The 17,137-nt window shown below is 67.4% G+C and carries 20 protein-coding genes; 8 read left to right on the plus strand and 12 right to left on the minus strand.

The window, feature by feature from the left end:
• Positions 1-128: 128 nt before the first annotated feature.
• The 4 genes from trmB to PSEWESI4_RS01500 form a co-directional block, all read right to left on the minus strand.
• The gene (gene trmB / locus PSEWESI4_RS01485) at positions 129-839 is read right to left on the minus strand and encodes a tRNA (guanosine(46)-N7)-methyltransferase TrmB (RefSeq protein WP_187669426.1); all 711 of its coding nucleotides are present in this window, start codon (positions 837-839) and stop codon (positions 129-131) included.
• 62 nt (positions 840-901) lie between these two features.
• Complete coding sequence (locus PSEWESI4_RS01490; protein WP_187669427.1) at positions 902-1,696, minus strand: thiazole synthase; 795 nt, start codon at positions 1,694-1,696, stop codon at positions 902-904.
• A 65-nt stretch (positions 1,697-1,761) separates the two neighbouring features.
• Complete coding sequence (gene thiS / locus PSEWESI4_RS01495) at positions 1,762-1,962, minus strand: sulfur carrier protein ThiS (protein ID WP_187669428.1); 201 nt, start codon at positions 1,960-1,962, stop codon at positions 1,762-1,764.
• 105 nt (positions 1,963-2,067) lie between these two features.
• Positions 2,068-2,442, minus strand: a complete 375-nt coding sequence (locus PSEWESI4_RS01500) for a DUF423 domain-containing protein (RefSeq protein ID WP_187669429.1) — start codon at positions 2,440-2,442, stop codon at positions 2,068-2,070.
• Positions 2,443-2,527: 85 nt separating this feature from the next.
• On the opposite strand from PSEWESI4_RS01500, the gene mtgA reads away from it, so the two are divergent.
• Positions 2,528-3,256, plus strand: a complete 729-nt coding sequence (mtgA, locus tag PSEWESI4_RS01505; protein ID WP_187669430.1) for a monofunctional biosynthetic peptidoglycan transglycosylase — start codon at positions 2,528-2,530, stop codon at positions 3,254-3,256.
• 19 nt (positions 3,257-3,275) lie between these two features.
• On the opposite strand, the gene PSEWESI4_RS01510 is transcribed toward mtgA, so the two are convergent.
• The 6 genes from PSEWESI4_RS01510 to ftsY form a co-directional block, all read right to left on the minus strand.
• Positions 3,276-3,731, minus strand: coding sequence for a hypothetical protein (locus PSEWESI4_RS01510; RefSeq protein WP_187669431.1), 456 nt, complete (start codon positions 3,729-3,731; stop codon positions 3,276-3,278).
• Between the two features lie 134 nt (positions 3,732-3,865).
• Positions 3,866-4,486, minus strand: coding sequence for a hypothetical protein (locus tag PSEWESI4_RS01515; protein WP_187669432.1), 621 nt, complete (start codon positions 4,484-4,486; stop codon positions 3,866-3,868).
• A gap of 62 nt (positions 4,487-4,548) precedes the next feature.
• Positions 4,549-5,403, minus strand: a complete 855-nt coding sequence (rpoH, locus tag PSEWESI4_RS01520; RefSeq protein WP_187669433.1) for an RNA polymerase sigma factor RpoH — start codon at positions 5,401-5,403, stop codon at positions 4,549-4,551.
• A gap of 103 nt (positions 5,404-5,506) precedes the next feature.
• Entirely contained in the window at positions 5,507-6,523 is a 1,017-nt protein-coding gene (gene ftsX, locus PSEWESI4_RS01525; protein ID WP_187669434.1) for a permease-like cell division protein FtsX, read from the minus strand.
• The gene (gene ftsE, locus PSEWESI4_RS01530) at positions 6,523-7,191 is read right to left on the minus strand and encodes a cell division ATP-binding protein FtsE (RefSeq protein ID WP_187669435.1); all 669 of its coding nucleotides are present in this window, start codon (positions 7,189-7,191) and stop codon (positions 6,523-6,525) included. The genes ftsX and ftsE overlap by 1 nt, the downstream gene beginning before the upstream one ends.
• Positions 7,188-8,540, minus strand: coding sequence for a signal recognition particle-docking protein FtsY (ftsY, locus tag PSEWESI4_RS01535; protein ID WP_187669436.1), 1,353 nt, complete (start codon positions 8,538-8,540; stop codon positions 7,188-7,190). Before ftsY ends, ftsE begins: the two co-directional genes overlap by 4 nt.
• 161 nt (positions 8,541-8,701) lie before the next feature.
• On the opposite strand from ftsY, the gene PSEWESI4_RS01540 reads away from it, so the two are divergent.
• The 4 genes from PSEWESI4_RS01540 to PSEWESI4_RS01555 all read left to right on the plus strand — a co-directional run bounded on the left by PSEWESI4_RS01540 (position 8,702) and on the right by PSEWESI4_RS01555 (position 13,202).
• Complete coding sequence (locus tag PSEWESI4_RS01540) at positions 8,702-10,057, plus strand: M16 family metallopeptidase (protein ID WP_187669437.1); 1,356 nt, start codon at positions 8,702-8,704, stop codon at positions 10,055-10,057.
• Positions 10,050-11,540, plus strand: a complete 1,491-nt coding sequence (locus PSEWESI4_RS01545) for a M16 family metallopeptidase (RefSeq protein WP_187669438.1) — start codon at positions 10,050-10,052, stop codon at positions 11,538-11,540. The genes PSEWESI4_RS01540 and PSEWESI4_RS01545 overlap by 8 nt, the downstream gene beginning before the upstream one ends.
• Entirely contained in the window at positions 11,540-12,136 is a 597-nt protein-coding gene (rsmD, locus tag PSEWESI4_RS01550; RefSeq protein ID WP_187669439.1) for a 16S rRNA (guanine(966)-N(2))-methyltransferase RsmD, read from the plus strand. The genes PSEWESI4_RS01545 and rsmD overlap by 1 nt, the downstream gene beginning before the upstream one ends.
• Before the next feature lie 79 nt (positions 12,137-12,215).
• Positions 12,216-13,202 carry a hydrolase gene (locus PSEWESI4_RS01555; RefSeq protein ID WP_187669440.1) on the plus strand — a complete coding sequence of 329 codons (987 nt, stop codon included), beginning with the start codon at positions 12,216-12,218 and terminating at the stop codon, positions 13,200-13,202.
• Here the strand turns inward: PSEWESI4_RS01555 and PSEWESI4_RS01560 are convergent.
• Positions 13,199-13,606, minus strand: a complete 408-nt coding sequence (locus PSEWESI4_RS01560) for a helix-turn-helix domain-containing protein (protein ID WP_187669441.1) — start codon at positions 13,604-13,606, stop codon at positions 13,199-13,201. The genes PSEWESI4_RS01555 and PSEWESI4_RS01560 overlap by 4 nt on opposite strands.
• A gap of 132 nt (positions 13,607-13,738) precedes the next feature.
• Between PSEWESI4_RS01560 and PSEWESI4_RS01565 the strand changes: the two genes are divergently transcribed.
• Entirely contained in the window at positions 13,739-13,900 is a 162-nt protein-coding gene (locus PSEWESI4_RS01565) for a hypothetical protein (protein ID WP_187669442.1), read from the plus strand.
• A gap of 152 nt (positions 13,901-14,052) precedes the next feature.
• Here the strand turns inward: PSEWESI4_RS01565 and PSEWESI4_RS01570 are convergent, their stop codons facing one another.
• Positions 14,053-14,715 carry a TetR/AcrR family transcriptional regulator gene (locus PSEWESI4_RS01570; protein WP_187669443.1) on the minus strand — a complete coding sequence of 221 codons (663 nt, stop codon included), beginning with the start codon at positions 14,713-14,715 and terminating at the stop codon, positions 14,053-14,055.
• A 356-nt stretch (positions 14,716-15,071) separates the two neighbouring features.
• On the opposite strand from PSEWESI4_RS01570, the gene PSEWESI4_RS01575 reads away from it, so the two are divergent.
• Positions 15,072-16,502 carry a coniferyl aldehyde dehydrogenase gene (locus PSEWESI4_RS01575; RefSeq protein ID WP_187669444.1) on the plus strand — a complete coding sequence of 477 codons (1,431 nt, stop codon included), beginning with the start codon at positions 15,072-15,074 and terminating at the stop codon, positions 16,500-16,502.
• Positions 16,503-16,582: 80 nt separating this feature from the next.
• A complete protein-coding gene (locus tag PSEWESI4_RS01580; RefSeq protein WP_187669445.1) occupies positions 16,583-17,128 on the plus strand; it encodes a twin-arginine translocation pathway signal protein in 546 nt (181 codons plus the stop codon).
• Positions 17,129-17,137 lie beyond the last annotated feature (9 nt).

The following is a 17,137-nucleotide window of genomic DNA, read 5'->3' on the forward strand; positions in this document are numbered from 1 at the left end:
AGTCGGGATGACTGGCTGGTCAGGGTCTGGAGGCGACGCCACACCCTCTGCTCGCGAAGCTTTCGAGGGGCCGATATTCGCGAGCAGAGCTCGCTCCTACAAAAGTGGCGTCTTGCTGTCGATCCGTTCTAGTCGATGCGCTGGAACTTGAGGTCCCACACGCCATGGCCGAGACGCTCGCCACGGCGCTCGAACTTGGTCACCGGACGCTCCTCGGGACGCTCGACCCAGCGCCCGTCGGCGGCCAGGTTGCGGAAGCCGGGCGCCGCGCTCAGCACTTCGAGCATGTGCTCGGCGTAGGGCTCCCAGTCGGTGGCCATGTGCAGCACGCCACCGACCTTGAGCTTCTGGCGAATCAGCTCGGCGAACGCCGGCTGGACGATGCGCCGCTTGTGGTGGCGGGCCTTGTGCCAGGGGTCGGGGAAGAACAGCAGGACGCGGTCCAGGCTGGCATCGGCCACGCACTGGCGCAGCACGTCGAGGGCGTCGCAGCTATACACGCGCACGTTGCTCAGGCCCCGCTGCTGCACGCCCATGAGCAGCGCGCCGACGCCGGGCCTGTGCACCTCGACGCCGATGAAGTCCTGCTCCGGTGCCGCCGCGGCCATTTCCAGGGTGGAGTGGCCCATGCCGAAGCCGATCTCGAAGGTGCGCGGCGCGCTACGGCCGAACACCGCGTCGAAGTCCTGCAGACCGTCCTCCAGTTCCAGGCCGAACTGCGGCCAGCCCTGTTCGAGGGCGCGCTGCTGGCCCTCGGTGATGCGTCCGGCGCGCATCACGAAGCTCTTGATGGTGCGCAGGCGCGTTTGCTGTTCGGCAGGAGTCTGGGTGTCGGTCATCGGGAAACTCGGTGTGTATCCGCAGGAGCGAGCCATGGCTCGCTCCTGCGAGGGGACGATGTTTACTGGATCAGGCCTTCCAGCGGCGACGAAGCGCTGGCGTAGAGCTTCTTCGGCATGCGCCCGGCGAGGTAGGCCAGGCGTCCGGCCTCGATGGCGTGCTTCATGGCGCGGGCCATCAGCACCGGGTCCTGGGCGTGGGCGATGGCGCTGTTCATCAGCACCGCCTCGCAGCCCAGCTCCATGGCGATGGTGGCGTCGGAGGCGGTGCCGACACCGGCATCCACCAGCACCGGCACGGTCGCCTCTTCGAGGATGATGCGCAGGTTGTAGGGGTTGCAGATGCCCAGGCCGGTGCCGATCAGGCCGGCCAGCGGCATTACCGCGATGCAGCCCATCTCGGCCAGTTGGCGGGCGATGATCGGGTCGTCGCTGGTGTAGACCATCACGTCGAAACCGTCCTTGACCAGCACTTCGGCAGCCTTGAGGGTCTCGATGACGTTGGGGAACAGGGTCTTCTGGTCGGCCAGCACTTCCAGCTTGACCAGTTTGTGGCCGTCGAGCAGTTCGCGCGCCAGGCGGCAGGTGCGCACCGCATCTTCGGCGGTGTAGCAGCCGGCGGTGTTCGGCAGGACGGTGTAGCGATCCGGGCTGATCACGTCGAGCAGGTTCGGCTCGCCGGGATTCTGGCCGATGTTGGTGCGGCGCACCGCGACCGTGACGATTTCCGCCCCCGACGCCTCGATGGCCGCTCGGGTCTCTTCGAGGTCCTTGTACTTGCCGGTGCCGACCAGCAGGCGCGACTGGTAGGTGCGACCGGCCAGGGTGAAAGGCTTGTCGGTGCGAACTTGGCTCATCGGGAGTCCTCTTGCTTGGCGGGTAGAGCGGATGGCGGCGGTACGAACGGCTGGGCGCGTTGTCCTCAGCCGCCGCCGATGGCGTGGACGATCTCTACCCGATCGCCCTCGCGCAGGGAGGTGATGGCGTGCTGGCTGCGCGGCACGATATCCAGGTTCAGCTCGACGGCCACGCGCTTGCCGGTCAGTTCCAGGCGCGCGAGCAGGTCGCCGAGGTTTTCGCCCTCGGGCAGCTCGTAGGGTTCACCGTTCAGTTGAATACGCATGGCTGGCGATCACACGGGAAGGGGGCCGGCATTCTAGCGCCATCGGCACGGGTGGACCAAGGCAAAGGGCCGGCCATTCGTCCCGGAACTGACGCACGGGTCAGCTTATCGGGCAAGGTTCCAGGCCGCCACCCCCAGGCTCAGCCAGCCGCCGAGGAAGGCCACGCCGCCGAACGGGGTGATCGCGCCCAGGATGCGCACGCCGCTCAGGCTGAGCAGGTAGAGGCTGCCGGAGAACAGCAGGATGCCCAGTACGAAGAGTCCGCCGGCCACCAGCAGGGCCTTGCCGGGCGCGTGCAGGCCGAGCAGCACCACCGCCAGCAGCGCCAGGGCGTGGACCATCTGATAGTGCACGCCGGTCTGGAACACCGCCAGCAGATCGGGGCTCAGTTGGCTCTTCAGGCCGTGGGCGGCGAAGGCGCCGAGCGCCACGGCGGTGAAGCCGAAGAACGCGGCCAGCAACAAGAGGATACGCAGCATGGTTCGAATCTCCATGGATCGGCGCCGGACAGACGGCAAGCGGCCGCTATAATGGCCGCCTCCCGCTTCCAGGCCAAGGCGTCATATGCGCGCACTGTTCCATCGACTCATCAAGATCCTGCTCTGGGCCATGGCCATCAGCGCCGCGCTGGTCCTGGCACTGCGCTGGGTGCCGCCGCCGGGCAGCGCCCTGATGGTCGAGCGCAAGATCGAGTCGTGGGTCGACGACAAGCCGATCGACCTGCAGCGCACCTGGCGGCCCTGGCAGGAGCTGCCGGACAGCCTGAAGATGGCGGTGATCGCCGGCGAGGACCAGAAGTTCGCCAGCCACTGGGGCTTCGACGTCGCGGCGATTCGCCAGGCCCTCTCCCACAACGAACGTGGCGGCTCGCTGCGCGGCGCCAGCACGCTCAGCCAGCAGGTGGCCAAGAACCTGTTCCTGTGGTCCGGGCGCAGTTGGGCGCGCAAGGGGCTGGAAGCCTGGTTCACCGCGCTGATCGAGCTGCTCTGGCCGAAGCAGCGGATTCTCGAGGTGTACCTGAACAGCGTCGAATGGGGCGATGGCGTATTCGGCGCCGAGGCGGCGGCCAAGCACCATTTCGGCATCGGCGCGCCCTACCTGTCGACCACGCAGGCCAGCCAGCTCGCCGCGGTACTGCCCAACCCGCGCCGCTGGAGCGCCGGCCGGCCGGATGCCTACGTCAACCGCCGCGCCGCGTGGATCCGCCAGCAGGTACGCCAGCTCGGCGGCAGCGACTACCTGGTCCGCCTCGACCCCAGCCGCCCGGCCTGGATGGTGTCGGTCATGCCGTAGGGCCCATCCGCCGACCCGCTCATTGGTAAGAAAAGGTATCGACCGCCAGCGCCCTGCCCATGGGACTCTCGTCGAGGCTCAGGCAGATATTGATGGGCTTCTTGGCGTAGAAGGCCGCCAGCATGAACTGATGGAACTGCTGGTTCAGCGCCTGCTGCTCCGCCGTGGCCCCCGCCGGGGCGAAGGGCGCCAATGCATAAGGGCTCCAGAAGTGGGGAATCTTCTGCTCCGCGGGTACCTCCAGGTCATACCTGTACTCGTTCAAGCCACGGGCCGCCTGGCGGTCGGCGGAAACCTCCAGGTCGTACAGGTATCCGAGCAGCGCGCGGGGCGTATAGCTGAAGCTGATGGAGTCTATGGTGGCCTCGGTGAACTTGTGGCAGTCGAAAGACGTGGCATTGGCCTGCCCTGGTGCTCCCCAGAAGCTCAGAAAAGACAGCGAAAATAGCGCTGCTCGAAGCGACTTGGCATTCATGAGATCGGCTCTTCACGGTTTCAAAGCGGCGCCGAGTCTAAGGCAACGCACCATCGGCGTAGCCATTGAAAGTTCTTAAAAAAGCAGTCTTTCCGCTGATTCGGCACGCGCAAAAAGAAAAGCATCGATTCGCGCTACGGTTCCGGGCGCTCATCCTGCTTTCCGTTCGACGCCACCTGCATCAGGTCCAGCCGGCCGTCGGTGAGGTAGAGGGTCAGTCCCGACTGCGGGTAGAGCCAGGCCTCGCCGCCGTCCGGCAGGCCGAAGCGGGCGCGCGGGGCGCCCAGGCTGGCACTCAGGCGGTCCTCGCGGACTTCGCTTTCCGGCTTGAGCAGCAGATCGCTCAAGCGGTGCTGGCCGAGCTGTTCGAGGAGCGTATCGCTGAGCACCTGCTCGCCATCCTCGGCGGTGGCGCCGAGCGCACCCAGCAGGCTGGCGCGCTCCTTGTCGCTCAGCGCCAGCTCGGCCTCGACCTTCCAGCGCACGTCGCCATCCTGCCAGTCGGCCCGATAGAGCAGGCGCGGCCCCTCCTCTCCTTTCGGTGCCAGCCACAGGCTGCCAGGAGCCCGCTCCCGCAAGCCCTGCACGCTCAGCACGCCGCCAGCCAGCGGCACGAACAGCTCGCCCTGCCAATCGACCAACCAGCCCATCGGCTCGGCCGGGCGCTGCTGCCACTGGGTCCACAGGCTCCAGGCGCAGATCGCCAGGACGGCGGTGTAGATCAGCCAGCGGAAGCGGCTCAGGGCGGATGGCATGGCGGTGATCTCCAGATAACAAAAAGCCGCACCAGGGTGCGGCTTTTCGAGGGGGGCGCGGCTCAGGCGGCGATGCTGCCCTTGAGCTTGTTCATCGCGTTCTTCTCCAACTGGCGGATGCGCTCGGCGGAGACGTTGTACTTGGCGGCCAGCTCGTGCAGGGTCGCTTTCTCCTCGGCCAGCCAGCGCTGGTAGAGGATGTCGCGGCTGCGCTCGTCGAGACCTTCCAGCGCTTCGTGGAGGCTGGCGCTGGAACTGTCGCTCCAGTCGGAATCCTCCAACTGGCGGGCCGGGTCGTAGCGGTGGTCTTCCAGGTAATGCGCCGGCGACTGGAAGGCGCTTTCGTCATCGGCGTCGGCGGCCGGGTCGAAGGCCATGTCCTGGCCGGTCAGGCGGCTTTCCATCTCGCGCACTTCATGGGGCTCGACGCCCAGGCTCTCGGCCACCGCGTGCACTTCTTCGTTGTTCAGCCAGGCCAGGCGCTTCTTCTGGCTACGCAGGTTGAAGAACAGCTTGCGCTGCGCCTTGGTGGTGGCGACCTTGACGATGCGCCAGTTGCGCAGGATGAATTCGTGGATCTCGGCGCGAATCCAATGCACCGCGAAGGACACCAGGCGCACGCCCATTTCCGGGTTGAAGCGCTTCACCGCCTTCATCAGGCCGACGTTGCCTTCCTGGATCAGGTCGGCCTGGGCCAGGCCATAGCCCGAATAACTCTTGGCGATGTGCACGACGAAACGCAGGTGGGCCAGCACCAGTTGCCGGGCCGCTTCCAGGTCTTGCTGGTAATAGAGGTTTTCCGCCAGCTCGCGCTCCTGCTCGACGCTCAGCAGCGGGATGCTGTTCACCGTATGCACGTAGGCTTCGAGGTTGGCCCCCGGCGCCAGGGCATAGACAGGTTGCAGAGAAGTGGTCATTCGAATCCTCCGATTCTTGAACTCTCGAGTTCAGTATTGCCGATATGACATGGAATCTGACTCGAAGTTCAAAAACAGCCAAAACGGGCGGAGCAAGAACTTACTACTTAGGTGCCAGCTCGCTCAAGTGCCGTGCGACGGCCAGCCAGGCGCCAATGTAACCGAGCAATACAGCCCCGAGCAGCAACGACAGGCCATCGCCCGCCGGCACGCCGGCCAGCGCGAAGTCGCTGCCGTACAGGCCGGCCAGGCGCACCACCGCGCCGTTCAGCCAGTCCAGGCTGTAGGCCAGCACCGCCCAGGCCAGCAGGCCGGCGCCGCAGCCGTAGAACGCCCCCATGTAGAGGAAGGGCCGGCGCACGTAGCCGTCGGTGCCGCCGACCAGCTTGATCACCTCGATCTCGCTGCGGCGGTTCTCGATGTGCAGGCGGATGGTGTTGCCGATCACCAGCAGCAGGGCCAGCACCAGCAGCAGGGTCAGGCCGAAGATGAAGCGGTCGCCGAGCTTGAGGATCGCCCCCAGGCGCTCGACCCACAGCAGGTCGAGCTGGACCTGGTCGACCTTGGGCAGCTCCACCAGGCGCTGGCGCAGCATTTCGAGGGCGACCTTGTCGATCTCCTGGGGCGTGACCAGCAAGCTGCCCGGCAGCGGGTTCTCCGGCAGGTCCTTGAGCGCCTGGCCGAGCCCGGACTGCTGCTGGAACTGCGCCAGCGCCTGCTCGCGGCTGATCCACTGCGCCTCGGCGACATCGGGCATCGCGGCGATCTCGTCGCGCAGCCGCTCGCCGTCGGCATCGCTGGCGTCCAGCTTGAGGTAGACGGAAATCTGCGCGGCGCTCTGCCAGGAGCCGCCGAGCCGTTCGAGGTTGTGGAGCAACAGCGCCAGGCCCATCGGCAGGGCCAGGGCGATGGCCATCACCAGGCAGGTGAAGAAGCTGCCGATCGGCTGGCGGACCAGCCGGCGCAGGCTGTCGACCAGGCTGGCGCGATGGCTTTCCAGCCAGGCGTGGAACAGTTCCTGGAAGCTCGGGCCGTCGTGCTCGCGCTGTTTGTCGGCCTTCTTCGGCGCGCCGCCGAGGCGTTCGGCGGTCTTCTCTTGCGGCGTCTGCGAAGCACCCATCAGGCAGCCTCCCCATCGCCGATCAGGCGTCCGCGTTGCAGGGTCAGCATGCGGTGGCGCATGCGTGCGATCAGCGCCAGGTCGTGGCTGGCGATCAAGACGGTGGTGCCCAGGCGGTTGATGTCCTCGAACACGCCCATGATCTCGGCGGCCAGGCGCGGGTCGAGGTTGCCGGTCGGTTCGTCGGCGAGCAGCAGGGCCGGGCGATGGACCACGGCGCGGGCGATGCCGACGCGCTGCTGCTGGCCGGTGGACAGGTCGGCGGGGAACTGCTCGGCCTTGTCGGCCAGGGACACGCGCTCCAGCGCGGCGCCGACCCGCTTGGCGATCTCCGGCTTGGACAGGCCGAGGATCTGCAACGGCAGGGCGACGTTGTTGAACACGGTGCGGTCGAACAGCAACTGGTGGTTCTGGAACACCACGCCGATCTGCCGGCGCAGGAAGGGAATCTGCGCGGTGGTGATCTGCGAGAGGTCCTGGCCGGCGAGCAGCAGCTTGCCGGTGGTCGGCCGCTCCATCGCCAGCAGCAGGCGCAGCAGGGTGCTCTTGCCGGCGCCGGAATGCCCGGTGACGAACAGGAACTCGCCGCGCCGCACGCGGAAACTCAGCTCATGCAGGCCGACATGGCCATTGGGGTAACGCTTGCCGACCTGCTCGAATCGAATCATGCACGCTCCCGCTCTGCAAAAAGGGCTTGAACGAAGGCTTCGGCCTCGAAGGTGCGCAGATCGTCGATGCCTTCGCCGACACCAATGTAGCGGATCGGCAGGCCGAACTGCTTGGCCAGGGCGAAGATCACCCCGCCCTTGGCGGTGCCGTCCAGCTTGGTCAGCGCCAGGCCGGTGAGGTTGACGGTCTGGTTGAACTGCTTGGCCTGGTTGATGGCGTTCTGGCCGGTGCCGGCGTCGAGCACCAGCAGCACCTCGTGGGGCGCCGTTTCGTCCAGCTTGCCGATCACCCGACGGACCTTCTTCAGCTCCTCCATCAGGTTGTCCTTGGTGTGCAGACGGCCAGCGGTGTCGGCGATCAGCACGTCGATGCCACGCGCCTTGGCGGCCTGCACCGCGTCGAAGATCACCGAGGCGGAATCGGCGCCGGTGTGCTGGGCGATCACCGCGATATTGTTGCGCTCGCCCCACACCTGGAGCTGTTCGACGGCGGCGGCGCGGAAGGTGTCGCCGGCGGCGAGCATGACCTTCTTGCCTTCCAGTTGCAGCTTCTTGGCCAGCTTGCCGATGGTGGTGGTCTTGCCGGCGCCGTTCACGCCGACCACCAGGATCACATAGGGCTGCTTGTCGGTGGCGATCGCCAGGGGCTGCTCGACCGGCTTGAGCAGCGCGGTCAGCTCGTCCTGCAATGCCTTGTAGAGCGCGCCGCTGTCAGCCAGTTCCTTGCGCGCCACGCGCTTGGTGAGGTTCTGCACGATGGCGGTGGTGGCCTCGACGCCGACGTCGGCGGTCAGCAGGCGGGTCTCGATCTCGTCGAGCAAGTCGTCGTCGATGGCCTTCTTGCCGAGGAACAGGCTGGCCATGCCCTCGCCGAGGTTGGCGCTGGTCTTCGACAGGCCCTGCTTGAGGCGGGCGAAGAAGCCGGGCCGGGTTTCCTCGCGGGATTCGGCGACGGGGGCGGCCGGGGCCGGCTCGACGGGAACGGGCTCGGCCGCGACCGGCGCCTCGACGACCGGCTCGGCCGGCGCCGGGGCATGGGGCACTTCGCTGCCGATGTTCAGGCGGAAGCGCGATGGCGCGGCCACCGGTTCGGGAGTGGGCGCGGGCTCGGGGATCGGCTCGGGCGCCGGGGCTTCCGGCACGGCGGCCGGCACGCTGTCGGCAGCGGGCTGCGGAGCGGCTTCCGGCACCGGCTGCGGGGCGGCCTCGGTGACGGCGGGAGCGGTTTCCACCGGCGCTGCGGCATCGGCCGGGGTGGTTTCCTGCGGCTTCTTGCGCATCCAGCCGAACAGGCTTTTCTTCTCCCCGGGCGCGGCCGGAGCTTTCTTGTCGTCGTTGGAACCAAACATGGGGACGGCTATCTCAAGGTAGCGACGCGCCAGCGGAATCCGTTCGCAACCTTGCGCTACGGATCCGGGCGTGGCCGCCGGGAAAACGAACCAGTATCCTAGCACCTCCTCGCCCGCCGGCGCTAAGCCCGCCGAGGGCTGTCCGACAGGTCGCCCCATCGATGAAAATGACTGCCCGCCGCATGGCTGGACTGCTCCTCGCCACCCTTTGCCTGCCTTTCGCCGCGCTGGCCGCCGAGCCGCAGGCGACCCACGAATTCAGCCTGGACAACGGCCTCAAGGTCATCGTCCGCGAAGACCACCGCGCCCCCGTGGTGGTTTCGCAGGTCTGGTACAAGGTCGGCTCCAGCTACGAGACACCCGGCCAGACCGGCCTCTCCCACGCCCTCGAACACATGATGTTCAAGGGCAGCGCCAAGCTCGGCCCCGGCGAAGCCTCGCGCATCCTCCGCGAGCTGGGCGCCGAAGAGAACGCCTTCACCAGCGACGATTACACCGCCTACTACCAGGTGCTGGCCCGCGACCGCCTGGCCGTGGCCTTCGAACTGGAGGCCGACCGCATGGCCAGCCTCCGGCTCCCGCCGGAAGAGTTCGCCCGCGAGATCGAGGTGATCAAGGAAGAGCGCCGCCTGCGCACCGACGACCGCCCCAACTCGCTGGCCTACGAGCGCTTCAAGGCCATCGCCTACCCGGCCAGCGGCTACCACATCCCGACCATCGGCTGGATGGCCGACCTCCAGCGGATGACCGTCGACGACCTGCGCCGCTGGTACGAACACTGGTACGCGCCGAACAACGCCACCCTGGTGGTGGTCGGCGACGTCACCGTCGACGAGGTGAGAAGCCTCGCCGAGCGCTGGTTCGGCCCCATCCCGCGCCGCGAGCTGCCGCCCGCCAAGCTGCCGCTGGAACTGCCGGAACCCGGCGAGCGGCGCATCACCCTGCACCTGCGCACCCAGTTGCCGAGCCTGGTGATAGGCTTCAACGTGCCCGGCCTGGCAACCACCGAGCAGCCGCGCGAAGTGCACGCCCTGCGACTGATCGCCGCGCTGCTCGACGGCGGCTACAGCGCGCGCCTGGCCACCCGCCTGGAGCGCGGCGAGGAACTGGTCTCCGGCGCCTCGGCCAGCTACGACGCCTTCAACCGTGGCGACAGCCTGTTCCTGCTCTCCGCCACGCCCAACGTGCAGACCGGCAAGACCCTGGAGCAGGTCGAGGCCGGCCTGTGGGGCCAACTGGAAGACCTCAAGCAGAACCCGCCGAGCGCCGGGGAGCTCAAGCGCGTGCGGGCCCAGGTGATCGCCGGGCTGGTCTACGAGCGCGACTCGATCACCCGCCAGGCCAGCACCATCGGCGAACTGGAGACGGTCGGCCTGTCCTGGCGGCTGATGGACCAGGACCTCGCCGCCATCGAGGCGGTGACCCCGGCCGACATCCAGCAGGCCGCCCGCACCTACTTCACCCGCGAACGGCTCACCGTCGCCCACGTCCTGCCCGAGGAGTCCCGCCATGAGTGAGCGTAACGGCCTGCGTTACGGGCTGATCGTCCTGGTCACGCTGCTATTGACCGGTGCCCTGACCCTGCTGGCCAGCCGCCAGGCCTCGGCGCCCGACACCGCCCCGGTCGCGGACAACGGCACCGCGCCGCGCCTGGAATCCCTGGCCGGCCTCAACGGCCAGGCGCCGGGCCGCCGCGCCCTGCAGATCCAGACCTGGCATACCGCCGAAGGCACCAAGGTGCTGTTCGTCGAGGCCCGCCAGTTGCCGATGTTCGACCTGCGCCTGACCTTCGCCGCCGGCAGCAGCCGCGACGGCGACACCCCCGGCCTGGCCATGCTGACCAACGCCATGCTCAACGAAGGCGTGCCCGGCAAGGACGTCACCGCCATCGCCGAGGGCTTCGAGGATCTCGGCGCCGACTTCGGCAACGGCTCCTACCGCGACATGGCCATCGCCAGCCTGCGCAGCCTGAGCGACCGCGAGCAGCGCGAGCCGGCGCTGGCACTGTTCGCCCAGGTGATCGGCCAGCCGACCTTCCCCGAAGACGCCCTGGCGCGCATCAAGAACCAGGTGCTGGCCGGCTTCGAATACCAGAAGCAGAACCCCGGCAAGCTGGCCGGACTCAAGCTGTTCGAACGCCTGTACGGCGAGCACCCCTACGGCCATCCCAGCGAAGGCACCGAGCGGTCGATCCCGCCGATCACCACCGCCCAGTTGCGCGACTTCCACGCCCGGGCCTACGCCGCCGGCAACACGGTGATCGCCCTGGTCGGCGACCTCGACCGCAGCGAAGCCGAGGCCATCGCCGCGCAGGTCTCCGCCGCGCTGCCCAAGGGCCCGGCGCTGCCGCCGCTGCCCGAACCCAAGGCGCCGGAGCCGGGGCTGACCCATATCGAGTTCCCCTCCAAGCAGACCCACCTGATGATCGCCGAACTGGGCATCGACCGCCGCGACCCGGACTACGCCGCGCTCAGCCTGGGCAACCAGATCCTCGGCGGCGGCGGTTTCGGCAGCCGGCTGATGGAAGAAGTGCGCGAAAAGCGCGGACTGACCTACGGCATCTACTCCGGCTTCAGCCCGATGGCCACGCGCGGGCCGTTCATGATCAACGTGCAGACCCGCGCCGAACAGAGCGCCGGCACCCTCGGGCTGATCCAGCAACTGCTCGCCGACTACCTGAAGGAAGGCCCGACCCAGAAGGAGCTGGACGACGCCAAGCGCGAGATGGCCGGCAGCTTCCCGCTCTCCACGGCGAGCAACGCCGACATCGTCGGCCAGCTCGGCTCGATCGGCTTCTACGACCTGCCGCTGACCTACCTGGAAGACTTCATGCAGGAAGTCCAGGGGCTGACCGTCGAACAGGTCAAGGCGGCCATGGCCAGGCACATCGACCCGCAGGCGCTGGTGATCGTCAGCGCCGGGCCGACCGTCGAGCAGCAACCGCTGCCGCCGCCCACCGACAAACCCGCCGTGCAACCGCTCGGCGTTCCGGAGCACTGATGGCCAGGCGACCCACGAAACCCGCACGCAACCACGGCGGCCAGGGCCAGGTACGGATCATCGGCGGCCAGTGGCGCAGCCGGCGCTTCCCGGTGCCCGACGGCCCGGGCCTGCGGCCGACCCCGGACCGCGTGCGCGAAACCCTGTTCAACTGGCTGGCGCCCTACGTGGAAGGCGCCCGGGTACTCGACCCCTTCGTCGGCAGCGGCGCGCTGTACCTGGAAGCCCTGTCGCGCGGCGCCGCCCAGGCCCTTGCGCTGGACAGCAACGCCGCAGCGATCGCCACCCTGCGCCAGACCCTGCAAACCCTGGACTGCCCCGACGGACAACTCCACCAGGGCGACGCCCTGCGCTACCTGGAAGGCCAGCCGGCGACACCGTTCGACCTGGTGTTCCTCGACCCGCCCTTCCACCAGAACCTGCTGCTGCCCGCCTGCCAGTTGCTGGAAACCCGCGGCTGGCTGGCCCCGCATGCCTGGATCTACTGCGAAAGCGAAGCCGCCCCCTCCGCCCTCGGCCTCCCACCCAACTGGCGCCTGCACCGCGAGAAACAGACCGGGCAGGTCTACTACTCGCTGTGGGAGCGCCAACCGTAGGGTGGAAAACCGCGAAGCGTTTTCCACCACGCGCTGGTGGATGTAAAAAGCAACATCCACCCTACGAAAGCCATCCCGCATGAACACCGCCCCCTTCCACCCCGCCTGGTGGCTTCCCGGCCCGCACTTGCAGACGCTGTGGGCGCCGTTCTTCCGGCGTGCGCCGCAACTGGTGCGGCGCCGTGAGCGGTTGTGGCTGGAGGATGGGGATTTCCTCGATATCGACTGGTACGGCCCGCACGACGCCCAGGCGCCATTGGTGCTGGTGCTGCACGGGTTGACCGGCTCCTCGGAGTCGCACTACGTGCTCGGCCTGCAACAGCGCCTGGCCGAACGCGGCTGGGCCAGCGCGGCGCTGAACTGGCGCGGTTGCTCGGGCGAGCCGAACCTGTTGCCGCGCGGTTACCACTCCGGGGTCAGCGAGGACCTGGCCGCCACCATCGCCCACCTGCGCGCCTGCCGGCCGCTGGCGCCGTTGTATGCGGTGGGTTATTCGCTGGGCGGCAACGTGCTGCTCAAGCACCTCGGCGAGACCGGCGAGGAGTGCGGCCTGCGCGCGGCAGCGGCGGTGTCGGTGCCGTTCCGCCTGGACCAGTGCGCCGACCGCATCGGCATCGGCTTCTCGCAGGTCTACCAGCGCCATTTCATGACCGAGATGGTCGCCTACGTGCAGCGCAAGCAGCAGCGCTTCCAGCAGTTGCGCGAGGATGCCCACCTGGCCGCCCTGCAACGCCTCGGCCCGCTCGACGGCCTGCGCACCTTCTGGGACTTCGACGGACGCATCACCGCGCCGCTGCACGGTTTCGCCGACGCCGAGGACTACTACCGGCGCGCCTCCTGCCGCTATTACCTGGGCGGCATCCGCGTGCCGGCGCTGATCGTCCAGTCCGCCGACGATCCCTTCGTGTTCCGCCACAGCCTGCCCGAGGCCGGCGAGCTGGCGGCCGGCGTCGAGTTCGAGCTGCACGCGCGCGGTGGGCATGTCGGTTTCATCGAGGGCTCGCCGCGCCGGCCGGGTTTCTACCTGGAGCGGCGGGTTCCGGAGTGGCTGGCGACGCAGGGCTAGGACTTGGAGGGGTCTTGCTCGGCCGATTTGGCGAAGGCGAGAATGACTTCGCGGACGATCTTGCGCTGCGGCAGGGGCAAAGCCAGGTAGGCTTCGAAGGTCTGGCGTTCCTGGTAATAGCGGGAGTCTTCCCAGACGCCACGGTTCTCGCGCAGTTGCCTGACCGCCCAGTCGCCGAAGCGCAGCGCCTGCGGCTCCACGCCCAGCCACTCGGCCAGCACCTGGAGCTTGTCCTGGGAAGGAATGGACAGTCCGCGCAGCCAGCGCGAGACAGCCTGGAAGGATACCGAGCGCCCCCAGTAGCGGGAGTTGAATTCCCGCTCCAGCACGGCAGGGCGGACGGGATAGCCTGCGGCCTGCATGGCGGCTTTCAAGCGTTCGGCGAATTCAGCTTTTTCGTTCATGGAAGCAAAGCTAAATTCTGCTTCCATCACAAATTTAACCTTCGATTCCAAATTTTATGGAAGATTTGATTTAATCGGCGAGACATTCAGGCCATGGAGTACTGGAACGAGGCCACCGACCAAGGAAAGGACATGGAACGCAGGAAACGAAAAGCCCTGGTTTGCGCCACGCTTTTGCAAACGCTGGAAACCCTGACCGAGCTGCTCGAACGGGTACAGACCCCGGAAGCCCGCAAGCGCCTGGAGCGGCAGAAGAAGCGGCTGTACGCGCGACTCAGGAACGAGAACGACTAGGGCGAACGACATTCGACCCGGATCTCATTGCCTCGTGATCCGGAACATTTCCCCGGATGACGTTCGAAACACATTGCTCACAGGGTGAGCCGTGCACACCGGAACGCTCGACAGGTGCGCACGGCGCCCCTACCTCCCGGATTGCATCCGGGCTACGGAATCACCTGCTCCAGCGGCACGTGCAGCTTGTGGTACAGGGTATCGACCGCCGCCCGCGCGGACGGAGCCGTGTAGCCGCCCTCCAGCGCCAGCACCTGGTAGATGCCACGGCGCATCAGCTCCTCGCTGAGGTCGCCCGGGTCGCCACGAGTGGTGCACAGGAAGCGCACCCAGGAGGTCATGATGATCCAGCTATTGAGCGCCAGCGCCTCGATCTGCGCGGCGTCCATCAGCAGGATGCCGGCCTCGACGAAACCCTGGTAGATCACCACGGCGTTGCTCAGGCAGTGCCGGGCGAACAGGCGGTAGCGCGCCGCCAACTCCGGATCGGCGTCGAGCAGGTGTTCGAGGTCGCGGTGCAGGAAGCGGTACGCCCACATCTCCGCGAGCAGCGCCTCGAGGTAGAAGGTCTTGTCCTCCACCGTCATCGCGCGCCCTTCGGGCACCCGCAGGATGGCGTCGACCCGCGCCTCGTAGGCGGCGAACAGCTCGGCGATGATCGCCTGCTTGTTGCGGAAGTGGTAGTACAGGTTGCCCGGCGAAATGCCCAGGTGCGCGGCGATGTGGTTGGTGGTGACGTTGCGCTCCCCCTGGCTGTTGAACAGCTCCAGGCTGGCTTGGACGATACGCTCGCGGGTCTTGATGGGTGCGGCCATAACTCAGCTCTGTGGTGAAGGGCGGGCGCGGGCAAAGGTACACGCAGTTACCGGCGGAATGTTACCCCCGGAAGCGCTGCGCCGCTTGGCGGTTCAAGGGCCTATCGCGGCCATGGGCCGCTCCTACGTTTCTGTCTAGTGGATCCCCGCGTTCGCGGGGACGACGGCTGGACGCCGATCTTTCCCGCGTCATTCCCGCGAACGCGGGAATCCAAAAGACAAACGCAGAGATGTAGCCAGCTTTTCGTTGGGCTGCATCTCGTCAGTCGAACCGGCATTCTGTTTGACACTTTAGAGTAATTGCTCTAAAAATCCAGCGAACCACAACAACAGACGGTCCGCCGAGGAGCCGCCCCATGGTTGCCGATATCGCCCACATCCAGCAGAACCAGCAGCAGATCAGCGAGTTGGAAGGCCTGTTCCAACGCCAGCGCGAGGCCTTCCGCGCCAATCCGATGCCCACCGCCGAACAGCGCATCCAGTGGCTGCAATCGTTGCGCGAACTGCTGCGCAACGAGCAGCAGGCGCTGATCGACGCGATCAGCCAGGACTTCAGCAACCGCTCCGCCAGCGAGACCCTGCTCGCCGAACTGATGCCCTCGCTGCAAGGCATCCACTACGCCAGCAAGCGCATCAAGAAGTGGATGAAGCCGTCGCGCCGCGCGGTCAGCGTGGCCTTCCAGCCGGCCTCGGCCAAGGTGGTCTACCAGCCGCTCGGCGTGGTCGGGGTGATCGTGCCCTGGAACTACCCGCTGTTCCTCGCCGTCGGGCCGCTGGTCGGCGCGCTGTCGGCCGGCAACCGGGTGATGATCAAGATGAGCGAGTCGACCCCGGCCACGTCGCAACTGTTCAAGGAACTGATGGCGAAGATCTTCCCCGAGGATCTGGTCGCCGTGGTGCTCGGCGAGGCGGAGGTCGGCATGGCCTTTTCCAAGCTGCCGTTCGACCACCTGCTGTTCACCGGCGCCACCAGCATCGGCAAGCACGTGATGCGCGCCGCCGCCGAGAACCTGGTGCCGGTGACCCTGGAACTGGGCGGCAAGTCGCCGGCCATCGTCAGCGCCGACGTGCCGCTGGCCGATGCCGCCGAGCGCATCGCCTTCGGCAAGACCCTCAACGCCGGGCAGACCTGCGTGGCGCCGGACTATGTGCTGGTGCCGCGCGATCGTCTCGACGGCTTCGTCGAGGCCTACCGCCAGGCGGTACAGGGCTTCTACCCGCAGCTCGAGAACAACCCCGACTACACGGCGATCATCAACGAGCGCCAGTTGCAGCGCCTGCGCGGCTACCTCGCCGATGCCGAGAGCAAGGGCGCGCGCCTGGTGCCGCTGTATCCGCAGGCCCAGGGCCGGCGCCTGCCGCACACCGTGGTGCTGAACGTCAACGACGACATGAAGCTGATGCAGGACGAGATCTTCGGCCCGCTGCTGCCGGTCATCCCCTACGACCGCCTGGAAGAGGCCTTCGACTACATCAACGACCGGCCACGGCCGCTGGCGCTGTACTACTTCGGCTACGACAAGCGCGAGCAGCAGCGCGTGCTGCACGAGACCCACTCCGGCGGCGTGTGCCTCAACGACACCCTGCTGCACGTCGCCCAGGACGACATGCCGTTCGGCGGCGTCGGCCCCTCGGGCATGGGCCACTACCACGGCCACGAGGGCTTCCTGACCTTCAGCAAGGCCAAGGGCGTGTTCATCAAGCAGCGCTTCAACGCCGCCAGGACCATCTACCCTCCCTACGGCAAGGCGTTGCAGAAGCTGGTCTTCAAGCTGTTCGTGCGCTGACGGCGCTGTTTTATTGGGTCCCCGCGTTCGCGGGGACCCAGAAGACCCAGAAAAATAAAAACACACCGGTGAATACAACAATGACAGACACCACCCTCGACGCCCCCGGCCTGTCGCGGCGCAACCTGCTCAAGGTCGGCCTGCTCGGCTCGGCGTTCCTGGCCACCGCCGGGGTCGCCGCCAGCCTCAGCGGTTGCTCGGCCGACACCCCGGCCAGCGGCATGCGCGCGCTGCGCCAGTCCGACCTGCCGTTCCTGCGTGCGCTGGTCCCGGCGATGCTGGCCGGCGCGGTGCCCGCCGCCAGCCTGCCGCAGGCCGTGGACAAGACCATCGCGGGCCTCGACTACAGCCTCGACCACCTGTCGCCGGAAATGCTCAAGCTCACCCTGCAATTGTTCGACGTGCTCGCCCTGCCGGTCACCCGCGGCCCGCTGACCGGGATCTGGGGCAGTTGGGAAAAGGCCTCGGCGGAGGACGTCCGCGCCTTCCTGGAACGCTGGCAGAACAGCTCGCTGAGCCTGCTGAAGATGGGCCACAGCTCCCTGCTGCAACTGGTGATGATGGCCTGGTACGGCAACCCCGAGTCCTGGGCGCATTGCGGCTACCCCGGCCCGCCCAGCATCTGATCCCGCACG

The organism is Zestomonas carbonaria, assembly GCF_904061905.1.
In the GTDB taxonomy this organism is placed as follows: Bacteria; Pseudomonadota; Gammaproteobacteria; order Pseudomonadales; family Pseudomonadaceae; genus Aquipseudomonas; species Aquipseudomonas carbonaria.

Excerpts from the sequence above, each read along its gene's own strand:
- PSEWESI4_RS01545 (WP_187669438.1), top strand. The coding sequence starts at position 10,050 with ATGAGTGAGCGTAACGGCCTGCGTTACGGGCTGATCGTCCTGGTCACG.
- PSEWESI4_RS01580 (WP_187669445.1), top strand. The coding sequence starts at position 16,583 with ATGACAGACACCACCCTCGACGCCCCCGGCCTGTCGCGGCGCAACCTG.
- thiS (WP_187669428.1), bottom strand. The coding sequence starts at position 1,962 with ATGCGTATTCAACTGAACGGTGAACCCTACGAGCTGCCCGAGGGCGAA.
- PSEWESI4_RS01560 (WP_187669441.1), bottom strand. The coding sequence starts at position 13,606 with ATGAACGAAAAAGCTGAATTCGCCGAACGCTTGAAAGCCGCCATGCAG.
- trmB (WP_187669426.1), bottom strand. The coding sequence starts at position 839 with ATGACCGACACCCAGACTCCTGCCGAACAGCAAACGCGCCTGCGCACC.
- PSEWESI4_RS01510 (WP_187669431.1), bottom strand. The coding sequence starts at position 3,731 with ATGAATGCCAAGTCGCTTCGAGCAGCGCTATTTTCGCTGTCTTTTCTG.
- PSEWESI4_RS01570 (WP_187669443.1), bottom strand. The coding sequence starts at position 14,715 with ATGGCCGCACCCATCAAGACCCGCGAGCGTATCGTCCAAGCCAGCCTG.
- ftsX (WP_187669434.1), bottom strand. The coding sequence starts at position 6,523 with ATGGGTGCTTCGCAGACGCCGCAAGAGAAGACCGCCGAACGCCTCGGC.
- PSEWESI4_RS01515 (WP_187669432.1), bottom strand. The coding sequence starts at position 4,486 with ATGCCATCCGCCCTGAGCCGCTTCCGCTGGCTGATCTACACCGCCGTC.
- PSEWESI4_RS01575 (WP_187669444.1), top strand. The coding sequence starts at position 15,072 with ATGGTTGCCGATATCGCCCACATCCAGCAGAACCAGCAGCAGATCAGC.
- ftsY (WP_187669436.1), bottom strand. The coding sequence starts at position 8,540 with ATGTTTGGTTCCAACGACGACAAGAAAGCTCCGGCCGCGCCCGGGGAG.
- ftsE (WP_187669435.1), bottom strand. The coding sequence starts at position 7,191 with ATGATTCGATTCGAGCAGGTCGGCAAGCGTTACCCCAATGGCCATGTC.
- PSEWESI4_RS01490 (WP_187669427.1), bottom strand. The coding sequence starts at position 1,696 with ATGAGCCAAGTTCGCACCGACAAGCCTTTCACCCTGGCCGGTCGCACC.
- PSEWESI4_RS01565 (WP_187669442.1), top strand. The coding sequence starts at position 13,739 with ATGGAACGCAGGAAACGAAAAGCCCTGGTTTGCGCCACGCTTTTGCAA.
- PSEWESI4_RS01500 (WP_187669429.1), bottom strand. The coding sequence starts at position 2,442 with ATGCTGCGTATCCTCTTGTTGCTGGCCGCGTTCTTCGGCTTCACCGCC.
- rpoH (WP_187669433.1), bottom strand. The coding sequence starts at position 5,403 with ATGACCACTTCTCTGCAACCTGTCTATGCCCTGGCGCCGGGGGCCAAC.
- rsmD (WP_187669439.1), top strand. The coding sequence starts at position 11,540 with ATGGCCAGGCGACCCACGAAACCCGCACGCAACCACGGCGGCCAGGGC.
- mtgA (WP_187669430.1), top strand. The coding sequence starts at position 2,528 with ATGCGCGCACTGTTCCATCGACTCATCAAGATCCTGCTCTGGGCCATG.
- PSEWESI4_RS01555 (WP_187669440.1), top strand. The coding sequence starts at position 12,216 with ATGAACACCGCCCCCTTCCACCCCGCCTGGTGGCTTCCCGGCCCGCAC.
- PSEWESI4_RS01540 (WP_187669437.1), top strand. The coding sequence starts at position 8,702 with ATGAAAATGACTGCCCGCCGCATGGCTGGACTGCTCCTCGCCACCCTT.